At 40.5% G+C, this 16163-nt stretch carries 17 protein-coding genes; 10 read left to right on the top strand and 7 right to left on the bottom strand.

The window, feature by feature from the left end; all coding sequences use genetic code 11:
- Window positions 1-15: 15 nt before the first annotated feature.
- Window positions 16-1152, bottom strand: a complete 1137-nt coding sequence (locus LIT25_04510; GenBank protein ID USK34630.1) for a DUF445 family protein — start codon at window positions 1150-1152, stop codon at window positions 16-18.
- Between the two features lie 118 nt (window positions 1153-1270).
- Between LIT25_04510 and LIT25_04505 the strand changes: the two genes are divergently transcribed.
- From LIT25_04505 to ugpC, 7 genes are all read left to right on the top strand, one after another.
- Complete coding sequence (locus tag LIT25_04505) at window positions 1271-2629, top strand: YheC/YheD family protein (protein USK34629.1); 1359 nt, start codon at window positions 1271-1273, stop codon at window positions 2627-2629.
- A gap of 47 nt (window positions 2630-2676) precedes the next feature.
- Window positions 2677-4041, top strand: a complete 1365-nt coding sequence (locus LIT25_04500; GenBank protein USK34628.1) for a YheC/YheD family protein — start codon at window positions 2677-2679, stop codon at window positions 4039-4041.
- Complete coding sequence (locus tag LIT25_04495; GenBank protein USK34627.1) at window positions 4038-5099, top strand: YheC/YheD family protein; 1062 nt, start codon at window positions 4038-4040, stop codon at window positions 5097-5099. The genes LIT25_04500 and LIT25_04495 overlap by 4 nt, the downstream gene beginning before the upstream one ends.
- 23 nt (window positions 5100-5122) lie before the next feature.
- A complete protein-coding gene (locus LIT25_04490; GenBank protein ID USK34626.1) occupies window positions 5123-5335 on the top strand; it encodes a YheE family protein in 213 nt (70 codons plus the stop codon).
- 50 nt (window positions 5336-5385) lie between these two features.
- The gene (locus LIT25_04485) at window positions 5386-5577 is read left to right on the top strand and encodes a hypothetical protein (GenBank protein USK34625.1); all 192 of its coding nucleotides are present in this window, start codon (window positions 5386-5388) and stop codon (window positions 5575-5577) included.
- A gap of 59 nt (window positions 5578-5636) precedes the next feature.
- Window positions 5637-6527, top strand: coding sequence for a helix-turn-helix domain-containing protein (locus LIT25_04480; protein USK34624.1), 891 nt, complete (start codon window positions 5637-5639; stop codon window positions 6525-6527).
- Window positions 6528-6653: 126 nt separating this feature from the next.
- Window positions 6654-7766 (top strand): sn-glycerol-3-phosphate ABC transporter ATP-binding protein UgpC, encoded by a 1113-nt coding sequence (ugpC, locus tag LIT25_04475; protein ID USK34623.1) that lies wholly within the window; start codon window positions 6654-6656, stop codon window positions 7764-7766.
- Between the two features lie 42 nt (window positions 7767-7808).
- On the opposite strand, the gene LIT25_04470 is transcribed toward ugpC, so the two are convergent.
- Window positions 7809-8117 (bottom strand): hypothetical protein, encoded by a 309-nt coding sequence (locus LIT25_04470; protein ID USK34622.1) that lies wholly within the window; start codon window positions 8115-8117, stop codon window positions 7809-7811.
- A 253-nt stretch (window positions 8118-8370) separates the two neighbouring features.
- Here LIT25_04470 and LIT25_04465 point away from each other — a divergent pair, with 253 nt between their 5' ends.
- Both LIT25_04465 and LIT25_04460 read left to right on the top strand, forming a co-directional pair.
- Window positions 8371-8580 (top strand): alpha/beta-type small acid-soluble spore protein, encoded by a 210-nt coding sequence (locus LIT25_04465; GenBank protein USK34621.1) that lies wholly within the window; start codon window positions 8371-8373, stop codon window positions 8578-8580.
- Window positions 8581-8733: 153 nt separating this feature from the next.
- Window positions 8734-8883, top strand: a complete 150-nt coding sequence (locus tag LIT25_04460; protein USK34620.1) for a hypothetical protein — start codon at window positions 8734-8736, stop codon at window positions 8881-8883.
- A 58-nt stretch (window positions 8884-8941) separates the two neighbouring features.
- Here LIT25_04460 and LIT25_04455 read toward each other — a convergent pair whose 3' ends face one another.
- The 3 genes from LIT25_04455 to LIT25_04445 are packed head-to-tail and all read right to left on the bottom strand — an operon-like array spanning window position 8942 to window position 11204.
- Window positions 8942-9679, bottom strand: a complete 738-nt coding sequence (locus LIT25_04455; GenBank protein ID USK34619.1) for an amino acid ABC transporter ATP-binding protein — start codon at window positions 9677-9679, stop codon at window positions 8942-8944.
- 15 nt (window positions 9680-9694) lie between these two features.
- Window positions 9695-10396: an amino acid ABC transporter permease gene (locus LIT25_04450; protein USK34618.1), complete on the bottom strand. Its 702-nt coding sequence runs from the start codon at window positions 10394-10396 to the stop codon at window positions 9695-9697.
- A complete protein-coding gene (locus LIT25_04445) occupies window positions 10383-11204 on the bottom strand; it encodes a transporter substrate-binding domain-containing protein (protein ID USK34617.1) in 822 nt (273 codons plus the stop codon). The genes LIT25_04450 and LIT25_04445 overlap by 14 nt, the downstream gene beginning before the upstream one ends.
- Window positions 11205-11389: 185 nt before the next feature.
- Here LIT25_04445 and LIT25_04440 point away from each other — a divergent pair, with 185 nt between their 5' ends.
- Entirely contained in the window at window positions 11390-12010 is a 621-nt protein-coding gene (locus tag LIT25_04440; protein USK34616.1) for an NAD(P)H-binding protein, read from the top strand.
- Window positions 12011-12077: 67 nt separating this feature from the next.
- Here LIT25_04440 and LIT25_04435 read toward each other — a convergent pair whose 3' ends face one another.
- Window positions 12078-14096 (bottom strand): ABC transporter ATP-binding protein/permease, encoded by a 2019-nt coding sequence (locus LIT25_04435; GenBank protein USK34615.1) that lies wholly within the window; start codon window positions 14094-14096, stop codon window positions 12078-12080.
- Window positions 14093-15850: an ATP-binding cassette domain-containing protein gene (locus LIT25_04430; protein ID USK34614.1), complete on the bottom strand. Its 1758-nt coding sequence runs from the start codon at window positions 15848-15850 to the stop codon at window positions 14093-14095. The genes LIT25_04435 and LIT25_04430 overlap by 4 nt, the downstream gene beginning before the upstream one ends.
- Window positions 15851-16163: the final 313 nt, after the last annotated feature.

The following is a 16163-nucleotide window of genomic DNA, read 5'->3' as shown; positions in this document are numbered from 1 at the left end:
TTCGTGCCCATTTCTCTATCCGATAAGCATGACGACGATAGCCTGAAAACCTCCAATGATTCCCCCAAGCAATGCACCGAGGTAAGTAATCATAGTAAATTCCCTTCTCGAAATACCGAGAACCATTTCTTCAAGTCTGGAAACAGAAAAAGATTGAACCTGCTCTCTGACAATCTCTTGAAGGTGCAGCTGTCCAAGCATCTTTTCCATATTGTTTTGTACGTATTCAACTGCCAATTTCACCATTCTTGGAATAAAGTCATGTGTTATCGAATCGGCATAAGTGAGTAAATAGTGAGAAACAGGAACATTCAGCCTGTCTTTGATCGCGATTTCCTTCAGAATTGCCTGCTTTGTCAGAGTCAGTATCTCATCAAGACTGAATTTTTCTTCAAAGTCTTTCAGTTTAAGTTCTTTCATTCTCTTCCACTCTTTTTCAAGTATGGAAGTAAGCAAACTTTTTGTTTCACCGTTTCGAAGGAATTTCAGCACTTCTGGCTGCACCTTATCAAACACGCTCGTATTTCCTAAAAACATTTGAAGCATTCCCCCGAGCATGCCTCTTTCTGCAAGAAAGTCATCAATCATGCTTTTCATGCGCTGCTTTCCTTCTTCGCTCTGAAAATAGTCAATGCCCTTCTGAACAATAAATTCTGAAACTGCAGGCAGTGATTGCTCTATTTTTTCGTTCAGGTGTGCAGGTAATGCTTCTTTAACAGTAAGCCCCCGATATTGCTCAACCTTCCCTTTCATTTTATAGTCAATCATCTCACTGAGCTTTGTTTCAATTTTCCCATCCAAATCTGTGATGCCAAATTCAGCAGCATATGCTGTCACTGTTTTTTCACTGTTTATAAACCGTTTCGCTTCATTATTTACCCATGATGTCACCGTTTTAAGAAAATCATCATTTGCGAGTTTTTTTCGAATGCCCTCTGGGGTAAGCAAATGCCCGACAACCATTTCCCCCATCTGAGCTGCAAGTTCTTCGCGCCGTTTTGGAATAAGTCCCGGTGTAAACGGTATTCTCTTTCCAAATATATACTTCGCATTATGAGGTTTGAAGAGCATCTTAATGGCAAGGTGATTTGTCACTCCGCCAATTGCTGCTCCAATAGCTACCATAAACAAAATTAACGTCAATCCAGTCATATCCATCTGCCTTCCAAATCTCACCGATTCCCTGATTTATCATACTATGTTCATATCAGCGTCTGCCTATAAACTTATTATAGTGCTTGTTAGAACAGTGAGCAAATGAGGGTTTCCTATGAATAGAGAAAAAATAGATGTATCACCCGATCTTACATTTCATGGCAGCAAAAGCATTCGAATCAGTCATTCTTTGAGAGAAAAACTAAGATTGCCATTTGCCTCAGGCTTTTCAAAAGTAGTGTGCGGAAGGAATAGTATTTTTGCAAAAATCGTATGTATGAATGAAGAACATTCACATGTTTCTGTTCATGAAGAGCTGCTTAAAGAGCTTTCGCTTCCTGTTCAGCCTTTTACGATAAGCATAAGATACGATTCAGATAGAAACCTGCTTCAGCTTGGGCCTGTTTTTGCGGTATTAACTGAAACGAATGCTTGTGAGAAGCCTGTATCCTTTGGAAGTATTGATTCCTTTTGCAGAGAACTCGCTTCTTGCAGCTTTGATAAGGGAATCTTCTTTTATGTTTTCTCCCTGTCTGATTTTCATAAAGAAAAGATGAGGGGCTACACACTCAGAAAGAATGAATGGCAGGAATGTTCCGTTCCGCATCCAAGTGCTGTTCATAATCGCATTCATTCCCGCACCCTGGAACAGTCACAGGACTATTTAAACATGACAGCAGATTTCATACACCATAAAGTTCCCTATTTTAATGACCGATTTTTAAATAAATGGGAAGTTCATCAGATTTTATGTTCAAATTCCCACATGACTCCCTTCCTGCCGAAAACAGAACTGATTACGTCAAAAACGGTTCTTAAATCAATGGTTCAACAGTACCCTGTTGTTTTCCTCAAACCTATTAACGGCAGCCAGGGAAAAAGGATTTACAGAATCTCTCATTCGGATGAAGGATTTGAACTTGATTATTCTACATTTTCAGGGCATTTGCTGCGGGATTATCTTTCTTTCGACGAGCTTTTTCAAAGTCTGCTTCCAAGAATAAAGAAGGAGGCTTTTATCGTACAAGAAGGAATCGACCTGCTGAATTATGAGAACAGGCCAATGGATTTTCGGATTTTGTGCCATAAAAGAAATTTCTCGCAGTGGAAAATCTCTTCTGCCGTTGCCCGGGTTTCAGCGGAAAATCAATTTGTAGCCAATTTAGCCCGCGGCGGCTCGCTGTACACAATTAAAGCTGCATTATCTTCTTCTTTTGAATTGTCAGAAGCAGCTCATATTAGAAAGCTTTTAAATGAACTTTCACTTGAGATTTCGGAGGCATTGGGTATGTTTGCAGGCGGGCTTTTCGGTGAATTCGGAATTGACCTTGCCATTGATTCAGGAGGGCATCCCTGGATTATTGAAGTCAACACAAAGCCTTCAAAAAATGCAGAAGAGCGCAAATCCTTAGGAACACGTCCATCAGCGCGCTCCATTATTGATTACTCTCTATTTCTGAGCGAATCTTATTAGGATGAAAGCCATTAAGCTGAATACAAAAAATAGGCAGGAGGTGTTTTATGAATCCTTCTTACAACATAACCGTCACTTTCACTGCATCAAAAACATTAATTCTTCCGGCTTCCGCAAGGCATGAAACAAATCAGGATCTTACGGTGGTTATCTTTGGAACTGCAGCATCTAGTTGTATTGTCGAATTTCAGGAGCTGAATGGAGCAATAAAAATTTCAAAGGACTTAATGGATGATCTCCATCTTCCACTTGGAAAAACGCAATTGATTTTTCACCAGAACACTGTCTACCTTGGACCGCTGATAGGCATATTCACTGCTGGATTCACCGGCTCGATTATGCGGCCAATAGGAAATCGCTCGTTATTTTTTGCGAAGTACTTAACAGCACAAAAATCAGCAGGATTGTTTGCTTATGTTTTTGGGGCACACCTCATTGATTGGGAAACTGGCATCGTAAATGGTTTTACGTTTGATGATGAAGGCTTTAGACAGGTGAAAATTCCGCTTCCGAACGTTGTATATGACCGTTTGCCGAACCGGGAAATAGAAGAACATCAAGCCTTGAAAATGGTCAAAAAGCGTCTTAGAACGGAGTATGGGATTCCATGGTTTAATCCTGGTTTTTTTGATAAATGGACCATTCACCAGCTCCTGCTTCCCCACTCTGAGACAGCCTTGTATTTGCCGGAGACTAAGCTTGCTCCCTCAAAAGAAGCAATTGAAGAAATGCTCAACCGTCATAAAAGCGTGTATTTAAAGCCGCGCAACGGCAGTCTTGGACTAGGTGTATTTCAATTAATCTATTCTCCGGATGATCAGACTTACTACTGCAGATACCGTTCAGAACAGGAAGATAACATACTGCGCAAATACAGATCGCTTGATCAATTTTTCATGTATTCATTTGGAAGCAGGAAGATGGATGATTACCTCCTTCAAGAGCGGATAAAACTAATCCGGGTTGATCAGCAGCAGATCGACTTTCGTGTTCATACGAATAAGGATTCAAAAGGCCGCTTTCATGTTACAGCCATTGCCGCCAAAATGGCGGGTAAAGGCAGTGTTACTACTCATCTAGATAATGGTGGCATGATCAAAACCCTTGAAGAGCTATTTGAACAGGAAGATGAACGCAATCAGGCTTTTCGTTCACTCACTCTTGCAGCTCTTGTCCTAAGCGAGAAGATTGACCAAAGCATTGATGGTTTTATTGGTGAGATTGGCTTTGATTTGGGCATTGACGCCTGCAAAAATGTGTGGCTGTTTGAGGCAAATTCAAAACCGGGAAGATCCATCTTTTCTCATCCTGCATTAATAGAAGAAGATTTGCATTCGAGAAAGCTGTCTCTTCAGTACGCTCTGTATTTGACGAAAATAGCGATTGAAAAACCAGAGGTCCTTTACGAATGAACCTGCTTCTTTGCAGACCAGTTGTCGGCATCCTTACGGGTGAAGGAGGACAGGGGAAAATCTTTCATGGGGATGGTAAGTACTTTAAAAGGCTTCAGCGCAAATTGAGAGAAATTGGAGGCTTTTGCTATGTATTTACTTTGAGCGGCGTGAAAGATCGCCATGTTGAAGGATTTGCCTTCAGTATGAAAAAACAGCAATGGGCAAAAATTGCATGTCCGTACCCGGATGTCATCTACAATCGGATCGCTTCCCGGGATGAAGAAAGCAGAGAACACTTTCAGTTATTTAAAGAACAAATGATTTCAGCACAAATCCCATTTTTTAATCCTTTCTTTTTTGATAAGTGGAAGGTGCACCAAATCCTGTCCAAATCTCTGCATTCCTATCTCCCCTATACAGAAAAAGTACATTCAGCAGCGGAAATCAACTCTTTTCTCGCTTCCCGTTCATGTGCGTATTTGAAGCCATTGAGGAGCAGTCAGGGACAGGGAATCTACCGGATACGCTCTGCAGGACATCATTATGAGGTAACATCGGTTGATGGTACATGTGAATTCTTCGATAAGCAGGTTTTTGCAGCAAAAAAATTCCCTTTTTATGATGGCTATCTCATGCAAGAAGAAATAGCCGCAAATACGTTTCATCACAAAAAATATGACCTTCGGGTACTTGCGCTTCTATCAGGAAATGATTTTCTCATCTGCGGAATTGGCGTACGTCTAGCCGCAAATAATCAGACACTAACCACACATGTTCCAAATGGCGGGTCGATTTTATCATATGAATCTGTTTCAGACAGAGTCAGCATGGAGGAGCTTCAGTTGATTGTAAAAATTGCCGGCAGGGAGTTAGTCTCCCATTTTGGGCAGATCGGCGAATTTTCAATGGATATTGGAGTAACGGAAAAGGGACCGGTCATTTACGAAGTAAACAGCAAACCCATGAGCTTCGATGAGTCCCATATTCAAACACACCGCATCGACAAGCTTTCAGATTTATTTCTGCAGCTGTCTGAAGGAACATCTTCACTTCGCTCTCAACTTCCTTTAAGATAAAAATATAAGGAGCGATGAATGAGATGATTACACATTTTCAATGGAAGCCTTTATTCAAACAAACAAATTTGCCTGGCTGGCGGGTCTCTTTTTACTTTAAAGGAATTCACTACGATGCGGTTTACCATAAAAATGGCGAAATCGAATGGGGAACTTCCACTCCTGCATTAGATGATGAAGAACAAATTCGTTCGCATATTCACGAGTTAATGCTGTTTCATGTTTATGATGGTTAATTTCCACCCTTCCTTCGTAAAATAAAAACATAAATCGAAGGAGGGTCATCATGAAAAACAAGGAAACGTATGAACAAAAAGATATGGAGTATGAGGGCAGAGATCAAGCATATTTGGATATAGACAGAATGATCAATGAAGGATTATCAGGCGGTTCTGTGCATATGCGGGATAAGTACACGAATATTGAAGAAGCACGTGACCTCGAACAAGAAGAACCTCCCGCTCAAAATGAGAGCTAGGCTATCGCCAGGCTCTCTTCTTTTTATATAATAGAAAGGCAGGGAAAGGAGATATCATTATGATTGAGAAATTAGCATCCCATTACAAAGAAGCCTTCTCTCTTGCCTATTCTCATGATAAGGCCGAATATTTGTGGTTCAAAACAGATGAGGGACAGCTGTTTGGCATTTTGAAAAGTGCTGTGACAGAGCAGGAGGAAAACCTGCTGTCCACATTATATACACCCTATGACCATAGATTTGGGGAACACGGCGATCGTTCTGAAAAATGGCTGCATTATTTGTACGGTGAAAATGGTCCTCCATTTCTCCCTTCTTCAAACAGCATCAGGTGCTATTATTTCTACAGCAAGCACCCGGTCGCAGATAAACAAAACTTTGAAGAAGCGATGCAGGGATCGATTCCATCTTCGACGATATTATGGATCAGCCGTCATAAAGGGATTATTTTTGAAGAAAACTCTGAGCCCGTTGTTGATAAGGAAAGCTTTGATCAGTGGATTGATACATTTACAAGTGATTTTTTCATTGAGCTGTATGTTTATATTGGACAGCTTCACAGAATGACCGTCTCATTGAAGACAAAAATTCTTGCAGAACAAAGCTGCTTTGAGGCGATTTATAAATCCTTTAGAAGGAAGAAATGCTTAACCTTTCATGAAGCTCTTCCCATCCTTATTTTTGATGGCAGCAGCCTGATCAGCGAGCAAGTATTCTCCGAATTTTTAACCGAATCATTTGAGGATAGGGAGCTTATTCAAACGCTCCAAGTTTACTTTGAATGCAATCTTAACGTCTCTCTTACCGCGAAAAAGTTATATATGCACAGGAATAGCGTTCAATACCGAATCGAGAAATTCATCGAAAAAACCGGAATAGATATTAAGCACTTCTATGAGGCTGCCGCTGCATTTTTAGTTATGCAGTTTCTAGAACACTTTACTGAATAACTCTGCTGTTCATCTTGCACGAAAACCCTTACATTTTTTTGTGCAACCTGTCCATAGGCTTATCTTCAGAAATGAATTAAACTGAATTTACAAATAAAACGTTTTCATTTTCTGAGGAGGATTCAAATGGCTGAGCTTAAATTAAACAATATTTATAAAATGTATGATAACAAGGTAACGGCAGTTGAAGACTTTAACCTTCATATTGAAGATAAAGAATTCATCGTTTTCGTTGGCCCATCTGGCTGCGGTAAATCAACGACTCTTCGTATGATTGCAGGCCTTGAGGAAATCTCTAAAGGCGACTTCTCAATTGACGGAAAACGCATGAATGACGTTGCGCCGAAAGACCGCGACATCGCGATGGTATTCCAGAACTACGCGCTTTATCCACATATGTCTGTCTATGACAACATGGCATTTGGACTTAAACTCCGCAAATTCCCTAAAGATGAGATCGATCGCCGAGTGAAAGATGCTTCACGCATTTTGGGCCTTGATCAATACTTAGACCGCAAGCCTAAAGCATTATCAGGCGGTCAGCGTCAGCGTGTTGCACTTGGACGTGCCATCGTCCGTGATGCAAAAGTATTCTTAATGGATGAGCCATTATCAAACTTAGATGCTAAATTGCGTGTGCAAATGCGTGCTGAAATTTCTAAGCTTCATCACCGCCTGCAAACGACAACAATTTATGTAACGCATGACCAAACAGAAGCAATGACAATGGCAACACGCCTCGTTGTTATGAAAGACGGTATCATTCAGCAGGTCGGTGCACCGAAAGAAGTATATGAAAAGCCTGAAAACCTTTTTGTTGGCGGATTTATCGGTTCACCATCCATGAACTTCTTTACAGGTCAATTAACAGACGGAAAATTCTCAATTGGAACTCAATCCATTGTTGTTCCTGAAGGGAAAATGAAGTATCTCCGTGAGCAAGGCTACGTCGGCAAAGAATTGATCATGGGAGTTCGTCCTGAAGATATCCATGATGAGCCAGTTTTCATCGAATCTTCTCACGGATCAAAAGTAGATGCAAAAATTGAAGTATCTGAGCTTATGGGTGCTGAAACGATGCTCTACTCTAAAATTGAAGGCCAGGACTTCATTGCACGCGTAGATTCTCGCACAGATGTAAGACCAGACCAAATCATCCAGCTTGCTCTTGATATGAACAAAGCTCACTTCTTTAATAAAGAGACAGAGGTTCGTATTCGTCCGGCAAGTGAACAATAATAAGGTCCAAATCAGCCTGAGAATCTCTCAGGCTGATTTTTTTTATTGCAGGGCTCCTCCCTCCAAAGAACCATCCCTTTCCTGCTCCCTAATTTGTTTTGCTTCTTCATGAAGACAATTGCTGCATGAAAACAAATGGATGCACTGATGTGATTCTAGGGAGTCCATTACCCCATCGAAAAGCTTCATTGTATCAATCTCCATATATGCGCTGTACGCATCCATATAATCGGTTATTTTCCCATGATCCATCATGTTAATTTTGCAATTCGGACAGGTTGCGGCTTCGATCTCGTCGTTAAACCCATTACAAAGCGGGCACATGTTCATTTTTATCACCTGCAGCTTCATATACTTGCTTCCTCTTTATATATTCCCTAACTTTCTTTCACTTTATGTAATACCTATATTTCCATAATAATTACCATTTTAGCATGTGCATATATTTTCTCGGGAAATACATAATACGTAATAACAACAGTTAAACAACCCGCAGCACCTTATCATGATGGGTTAGCCGAGAAGGCCATGAATCATTAAGACTCATGCACTGGTGCAACTCCAGCTTACCCAAAAACTATATTATATCAAGGAGTGTATTTACATGGCACAATCAAACAGCAATTCTTCAAATCAACTAGTTGTACCTGGTGCACAGCAAGCAATCGATCAAATGAAGTACGAAATCGCTTCTGAGTTTGGAGTGAACTTAGGTGCAGAAACAACTTCTCGTGCTAACGGATCTGTTGGCGGAGAAATCACAAAGCGCTTAGTTTCATTTGCTCAATCAAACATGAGCGGATTTTCTAAATAAGAAAATTGAATAACATGGCTTAAAGGACCTTGGCATTCCGCCGGGGTCTTTTCTCATATGAGCAAAAGAGAGCATTTCTTATTCTCCACATAGTATCAAACAAGTTCCCTTCTCCATATACATGAATAAAACATCCAGAAGGAGAATGCTCAAATGTTTGAAACCATTGATTGGAGATCTGTTACATTCGTTTGTGCAAGCCTTGCACATGAAATGATTGTTCACTTTAACTTGCCCAGAGTGTATTATTTTGAACAGGAAAAAAAGCAGCTGTTGAAAGATGTTAAATCAGTAAAGTTGTGATTCCATCTGGAAATTCATAATTCCCACAAAAAAAAGAGCAGGCTGCTTATGCTCGCGCCTACTCTGCAAGTTTTCTAAGAAAACGTTTTGTCCGTTCTTCTTTTGGCCGATCAAATACTTCAGATGGTGCACCGCGTTCTACGATTACTCCATTATCCATAAAGATCACTTCATCAGCCACTTCTTTTGCAAATCTCATTTCATGAGTGACTACCACCATGGTCATTCCTTCTGCAGCTAAATCTTTCATGACATTCAGTACGTCTCCGATGAGTTCTGGATCAAGGGCTGAGGTAGGCTCATCAAACAGCATCACTTTAGGCTCCATTGCAAGAGCTCTTGCAATGCCCACACGCTGCTGCTGTCCGCCTGAGAGCTGAAAAGGATAAAAATCCTTTTTATCCCCAAGACCTACTTTTTCAAGAAGGGCACTTGCTTTTTTTACGGCTGTTCCTTTGTTTTCTCTCTTAACGATTACTGGTCCTTCAATCACATTTTCAAGAGCTGTTTTATGCGGAAAAAGATTATAGCTTTGAAATACCATGCCTGTATTGCTTCTAAACTCCGTAATTGTTTTTTTAGCAATATTACCGCTGAAATCGAGTGTTTGCTGATCCAGCTGAATGATTCCTTTTGTCGGAAGTTCAAGTACGTTCAAGCATCTTAGGAATGTTGTTTTCCCTGATCCGGATGGACCAATGACAACAACAACTTTTCCTTTTTCAATCTCTAAATCAATGCCTTTTAAAACTTCTAGCTCATTAAAGCTTTTATGCAATCCTTTAATTGAAATCATATAAGTGCTCCTTTATTACCTTGCAACATAACGGTCCAGTTTCCCTTCAATGCGCTGCTGGATGACAGATAGAATAAAACAGATAATCCAATATAAAAAACCAGCCAGAGAATACATCAAAAGAAATTCATAATTCGTTGCTGCTATTTCCTGTGCTTTTCTGAACATCTCTGATACAAGAATTAATGATGCAAGTGACGTATCCTTAACTAAACTGATAAAGGTGTTGGACAGCGGCGGTATAGACACGCGTGTAGCCTGAGGCAAAATAATTCTTTTTAAAGTCTGTGCATAACTCATCCCAATTGAATATCCAGCTTCCCATTGTCCTTTAGGTGTTGACAATATTGCTGCCCTGATTATTTCAGATGCATAAGCTCCGACATTCAGGGAAAACCCTATAACTGCAGAAATAAACGGACTGATTGTGATTCCGACACTTGGAAGGCCATAGAAAATAATAAATAATTGAACAAGCAAAGGTGTTCCTCTAATAATTGATACATATATTCTTGCAATTATTTGAAGAGGCTTTATTGTCGAGATTCTTGCCAAAGCAGTAAGAATAGCTAAAATAAGTCCAATGACAAATGTTATGAGTGTTAATGGAAGAGTATAATACAAAGCTCCCTTCACCAAAGGGAGAAAGGAACTTTGTGCAATATCCGCCAAACGTTCTAACCGTTCAGGGTCTGCAAAAATATTATTCAGATACATCTTCGCCAAACCATTTTTCGGAGATTTTTTTGTATGTGCCGTCTTCTTTCATTTCAGCTAATGCTTTATTCACTTCTTCCACTAACTTGCCGCTGTCTTTACGGAACATTAATCCGCTTTGTGCAGCATCTTCGCTCTCATCTACAATTTGAATCGGAGCGTTGCCGCGCTGATTCTTGAAATCGAGTACTGAAAGCTTGTCATTAATCGTTGCATCTGCACGTTTTGAATTAATGAGATCAATTGCTTGTGTAAACCCTTCTACCCCAACAAGCTCAGCTCCGTTTTCCTTGGCAATTTCCCCGTAGTTGCTTGTTAAGGATTGAGCTGCTTTTTTCCCTTTTAAGTCTTCAAATGATTGGATGTCTTTGTTTTCTTTATGCGTGACAAGTACAGCTGCCGATGAAATATATGGTTCAGAGAAATCATATTTCTCCTCGCGTTCAGGTTTGATGCCGACTTGGTTGGCAATCATATCAAAGCGTTTAGCATCAAGACCGGCAAACATAGCGTCCCACTGAGTTTCTTTAAATTCAGCTTTCACACCAAGACGCTTTGCAACCTCTTGTGCGATCTCTACATCAAAACCGGTTAATTTATCTTTGTCATCATGGAATGTGAAAGGCGGATATGTACCTTCTGTACCAATGACAAGGACACCTTCTTCTTTTACTTTATCAAACAGTTCAGCATCACTGCCAGAACCTGCCTGATCCCCCTCTTTCTTATTATCCCCGCCTGTTCCGCAAGCTGACAAAATCAGTACAAACACTGATAAAAGTGCAAATAGACTAAAAAATCTTTTCATAGTAAACCAACCCCCACTAATCTTATCGGATTTTATTTAAGTATGTTAGAATCTTACCTCCAAGACTTCCTTCTGTCAATTCATTTGTTTTATATTAATTTAGTGTAACCAGATTGGAACAGAGTATGTTTTTCTCTTTTCCTGTAAATGAAGTAAAATGAAAGAAAAAGACAGGAGAGTTTGATATGAAAATCGCATTATTTGGCGGAACAGGGAGAGTTGGCAAAGCATTTTTAAAACAGGCCATAAATGGTGGTCACCAGGTTAGAATGCTTGTCAGAGATCCTGCAAAAATAGAGGACATATATAAAAATGCTGAAATCATTAACGGAAATGCACGGGACTTTCAATGTATTGAAAATACAGTTTCAGGCTGTAATGCTGTTGTCAGCTGTCTCGGCACGGATGGAGATAATACCCTGACAGTCTCAGTGCCGCTTATTGTCCAGGCAATGAGAAACGAAAACATTAACAGAGTGATTACGATTGGTACAGCTGGTATTTTACAGGCACGGTCCAACCCTGAGCTTTACAGATTTCAATCAAATGAGTCAAAACGGACAATGACAAGAGCAGCGAACGAACATTTAAATGCCTTCCTGACACTTAAAGCGTCAAATCTCCAATGGACAATCGTCTGTCCAACCTATTTGCCGGATGGGAAATTAACAAAGAAATTCAGATTTGAGGAAGATTATCTTCCCCAGGACGGAAAGCAAATATCTGCTGAGGATACAGGTTATTTCACTTATCAGGTTCTCACTGAACAGTCCTTTATCTGTAAACGCGCTGGACTTGCTTACTAAGGTTTTACCGTCATCTGGGCAAACAAAAAAACACGTTCATGACTAAAAAATCAGGAACGTGCTTTTTTTATCCTGCAAGGGTATTCTGTTTTCCCTGCTGAAGTTCATACATTTGATAGTACTTTCCTTTTAGCTTCATTAATTCATCGTGATTGCCTTTCTCCGCTATTTCACCCCGGTCAAGGACAAGAATTTGATCTGCATTCTTAATAGTAGAAAGCCGATGAGCAATGATAAACGTTGTTCTGCCTTTTTTCAGAACTTCAAGTGCATCTTGGATGACAGCTTCTGTCTCTGTGTCAATGCTTGCCGTAGCTTCATCTAATATGAGGATAGCAGGATCATAAGCAAGTGCTCTTGCAAATGAAATGAGCTGACGCTGTCCTGATGAGAGCGTGCTGCCTTTTTCGATAACAGGCTCATCGAATCCAAGCGGCAGATGCTTAAGCAATTGATCTGCGCCAACATCTTTTAATGCTTTCTCCACTTGTTCTCTGGTGATATCCGAATTATTAAGGCTTACATTCGAAGCGATCGTTCCAGTGAACAAAAATGGATCCTGAAGCACAATTCCCATATGTTCTCTAACCGCTTGGCGCGGCATTGATAGAATATCTTCGCCGTCGATTGTGATCTTACCCTCTTTAATATCATAAAAACGGAACAGTAAATTCATAATCGAACTTTTTCCGGAACCTGTGTGTCCGACTAGTGCTACGGTTTCACCCTGTTTCGCTTCAAAATCGATATTTTTCAAAACATATTCGCCTTCTTTATAGCCGAACCATACATTTTCAAACGCGACATTTCCTTTATATCGCGGCTCTTCTTTCTCGCTGACATCCGTTCCTTTTTCATCAAGCAGGCTAAACACTCTTTCAGAAGCAACACGTGCTGTTTCAAGCTGGGCGAATTGATTCACAATCCCTGTGATTGGCTGAAAAAGTCTGTTTAAATAATCTACAAACGCATAAAGAACTCCTATTGATACCATTGAACCTACGCCTATAGAGGCTCCGCCGAAATACCAGATGAGGGCCACGAACGCACAGTTCCGCATAAATCCTACCATATTATGCGACAGCAGGGAGTTCAGACCAAGCAGCTTATTTTGAAAGTGAAAATGGGATGTGTTTAATTCTTCAAATTCCGCTTTCGTTTCTTCCTGCCTGCGGAAAGCCTGAATAATCGTCATACCCTGAATCGATTCATTTATTGTTCCGTTAATATCGCTGACAAGCGAACGAATCTTATGATTGTAGGTTGAAGCGTATTTTCGGTATACGATGCTCCAGACGGCCAGGATTGGCAGGATAATCGTACAGATTAGTGCAAGTTTTACATCAAGCAGGAATAATGCAATGAAAATGCCTGTTATATAAATGGCACTTGTAAAGAATGTTGAGAGCACCGCTACAAACAGTTCTCTAATTGCTTCCGTATCGTTTGTGATTCTTGCAACAACCTTACCGGCCGGAAGGTTATCAAAATAAACAACCGGCAATCGCTGGATATGTTCAAATACATCCTGACGCATTTTTTGAATAATGCGATTTGATGTAATCTGCAGAAAATAGCGCTGTCCATAGTGAAAGAATGAGGCAAATACAAGCAAACCAAAATAAATGGCAATCAAAGTAATGAGCCCTTTGATTTCTGGCTGATAGAACGTAAACAGCTGTTCAGATGTGAGCCTGCTGCCTGTATAAGAAACAGATTCTGTTCCACGTTCGATAATGACCGATTTTCCATTCGCTCTTCTGACTCCGTCAAACTGAATTTCACCCGGTATGAAATAATAATCACGCTGCACTTGCAGAATGTGAACTTCCTTGCCTTTTTCTTCACCTGGTTCAAAGTAATCCTCACGTTTATACCAGGATCCATTGTAGTTTACAGCATTTTCTCCTTCTGCTGTTTCATGCCACTTTTTCTCAATGCCCAATATGTGGTCATCGATCATTTTTTTTGCGATAAATGGACCTGTAAGCTCAGCCCCGACTGCAACGGCAAGCATGATTAAGGCCAGTATTAATGTTCTTTTATAAAGGGCTGCATAGCGGATCAGTCTTTTTCCTGTACTCATGCTCCTACCCCGCCTTCGTTTTCTGCTTCAATTTGCTGGCGTTCATATTGCTCTTTGTACCAGCCGTTATTCGCAAGCAGCGTTTGGTGCCTGCCTTCTTCAATGATTTTTCCTTCATCAAGTACAAGTATCCAATCTGCGTGTTCTACAGCAGACAGACGATGTGTCGTAATGAATGTTGTCTTATCGGCACGCTCATTTCTAATATTAGAAATGATGGCCGTTTCTGTTTTTGCATCAACAGCTGACAGGGAATCATCTAACATCAGGATTTCCGGATTGACCAAAAGTGCACGTGCAATGGAGATCCGCTGTTTTTGACCTCCGGATAGCGCAACACCCTTTTCCCCTACTAATGTATTCAGACCATCCGGCAGCATTTCAAGATCTTTTCTGAAAAAAGCGAGATCGATCGCTTTATTCAGTTCTGCGTCTGATCCATCTTTCTTTCCGAATAAAATATTCTCTCTTACCGTTCTTGAAAATAACACATGATCTTGAGGAACATAGCCAATAAAACGATGCAGTGTTTCAAGCGGGATTTTCTCAATCGGAACTCCGGACATTGTAATCTGACCGCTTCCAGCCGGATATTGTCTGAGCAGCTGTTTGACGATTGTCGTCTTGCCGCTGCCGGTTTTTCCGACAATGCCGATTGTGTCCCCTTTATTTACAGTAAAGCTGACATTTTTTAAGTTCTCCACTTCTGATGAAGGATATTGGAATGATACATTTTTAAACTCAATCTTTTTGGGTGAATCTATATGCTGCGGCTGCTCATGATTTTTCACATCCGCTTCATAAGATAATGTTTCACTGATCCGGTCAAGTGATGCGTTTCCACGCTGCATGATATTGATCAGTTCTCCAATTGCAAACATCGGCCAGATCATCATTCCCAGGTAAACGTTAAAGGACACCAGTTCACCAAGGGTGATTTCATTATGAAAGACTAGGTAAGCTCCATATCCGAGTCCAATTAAATAGCTGATCCCGACAAGCAATTTCATTGTTGGTTCAAACAGTGCGTCAATTTTTGCTACACTTACATTTTTCCGAAAAACATCATCTGTTAACGTGTTAAATCGGTTTACATCTGCTTTTTCCTGAACGTAAGCACGAATCACCCGCACGCCTGCCACTGATTCAAGCACCTGGTCATTCATGTCGCCAAAAGCGTCCTGAGCTGCCATAAATCTGGCGTGAATTTTCTTGCCGTAGATTCCCATGGCAATCGCCATAATCGGCAGTGGAAGAATCGCGGCAAAAGTAAGCTGCCAGCTGATGAGAATTCCCATTGTCATCAGAATCGTCAGCATGAACATGCTTGAGTCAACCAATGTTAAAATACCAAATCCGGCAGTCGTCGAAATAGCCTTCAAATCATTCGTGGCACGGGCCATTAAATCTCCCGTTCTGTTTTTCTCATAAAAGCGCGGTGTCATAACTAAGAATTGCCCCATCAGTTTTGATCTTAGTATTCTTTCAGCCAAATGAGCCCCGCCAAATAAATTGTACATCCAGAAATAAGATAAAATATAAACAAGTACACCAAGTCCAAGAAACAATACAATATATTGAACGAGCAGTTCACTCGAAAACCGTCCAACCTGAATATCATCTATTGCATTCCCAAGCAATTTAGGGGGAATAATTTCAAGAACATTTACAACTAAAAGCAATACGATTGCAGCTGTATACCGCTTCCAATACTTTTTAAAAAACCATCCTAACTTCACTAACACCGAAAACATGTCATCATCTCCTTTGTCTCTCTATCCCTTTTTCGCTAACCGCTGTCTGGATCTCCCTTTTTCACTACTTTCTCTGGTTTCAACATCATTACATACATAAATTCTTCCTCCTTTAAGATTTAATGTTATATAAAAAAGGCAAACCTCCGCATGCCGGGGTCTGCCTTTTTACAATCAAACATAAAAAGGCACAGAAGTATACAATGCAGCATACCCCTGTGCCTTTTACTTTTTATATTCAGAGACTGATTTCTCTAAATGGTATAAAGGTACGGCGGGGCTGCACAAGAAATAACGTTACGATCGTGCGCAA

The organism is Bacillus sp. F19 (assembly GCA_023823795.1).
Classification (GTDB): Bacteria; Bacillota; Bacilli; order Bacillales; family Bacillaceae; genus Bacillus_P.
Note: the sequence above shows the minus strand (reverse complement) of the source record. Positions and strands in the feature narration are given on the sequence as shown.

What these genes read in the sequence shown, in the direction of transcription:
- LIT25_04510 (USK34630.1), bottom strand. Translation starts at nt 1,152, where the DNA reads ATGACTGGATTGACGTTAATTTTGTTTATGGTAGCTATTGGAGCAGCA.
- LIT25_04505 (USK34629.1), top strand. Translation starts at nt 1,271, where the DNA reads ATGAATAGAGAAAAAATAGATGTATCACCCGATCTTACATTTCATGGC.
- LIT25_04500 (USK34628.1), top strand. Translation starts at nt 2,677, where the DNA reads ATGAATCCTTCTTACAACATAACCGTCACTTTCACTGCATCAAAAACA.
- LIT25_04495 (USK34627.1), top strand. Translation starts at nt 4,038, where the DNA reads ATGAACCTGCTTCTTTGCAGACCAGTTGTCGGCATCCTTACGGGTGAA.
- LIT25_04490 (USK34626.1), top strand. Translation starts at nt 5,123, where the DNA reads ATGATTACACATTTTCAATGGAAGCCTTTATTCAAACAAACAAATTTG.
- LIT25_04485 (USK34625.1), top strand. Translation starts at nt 5,386, where the DNA reads ATGAAAAACAAGGAAACGTATGAACAAAAAGATATGGAGTATGAGGGC.
- LIT25_04480 (USK34624.1), top strand. Translation starts at nt 5,637, where the DNA reads ATGATTGAGAAATTAGCATCCCATTACAAAGAAGCCTTCTCTCTTGCC.
- ugpC (USK34623.1), top strand. Translation starts at nt 6,654, where the DNA reads ATGGCTGAGCTTAAATTAAACAATATTTATAAAATGTATGATAACAAG.
- LIT25_04470 (USK34622.1), bottom strand. Translation starts at nt 8,117, where the DNA reads ATGAAGCTGCAGGTGATAAAAATGAACATGTGCCCGCTTTGTAATGGG.
- LIT25_04465 (USK34621.1), top strand. Translation starts at nt 8,371, where the DNA reads ATGGCACAATCAAACAGCAATTCTTCAAATCAACTAGTTGTACCTGGT.
- LIT25_04460 (USK34620.1), top strand. Translation starts at nt 8,734, where the DNA reads ATGTTTGAAACCATTGATTGGAGATCTGTTACATTCGTTTGTGCAAGC.
- LIT25_04455 (USK34619.1), bottom strand. Translation starts at nt 9,679, where the DNA reads ATGATTTCAATTAAAGGATTGCATAAAAGCTTTAATGAGCTAGAAGTT.
- LIT25_04450 (USK34618.1), bottom strand. Translation starts at nt 10,396, where the DNA reads ATGTATCTGAATAATATTTTTGCAGACCCTGAACGGTTAGAACGTTTG.
- LIT25_04445 (USK34617.1), bottom strand. Translation starts at nt 11,204, where the DNA reads ATGAAAAGATTTTTTAGTCTATTTGCACTTTTATCAGTGTTTGTACTG.
- LIT25_04440 (USK34616.1), top strand. Translation starts at nt 11,390, where the DNA reads ATGAAAATCGCATTATTTGGCGGAACAGGGAGAGTTGGCAAAGCATTT.
- LIT25_04435 (USK34615.1), bottom strand. Translation starts at nt 14,096, where the DNA reads ATGAGTACAGGAAAAAGACTGATCCGCTATGCAGCCCTTTATAAAAGA.
- LIT25_04430 (USK34614.1), bottom strand. Translation starts at nt 15,850, where the DNA reads ATGTTTTCGGTGTTAGTGAAGTTAGGATGGTTTTTTAAAAAGTATTGG.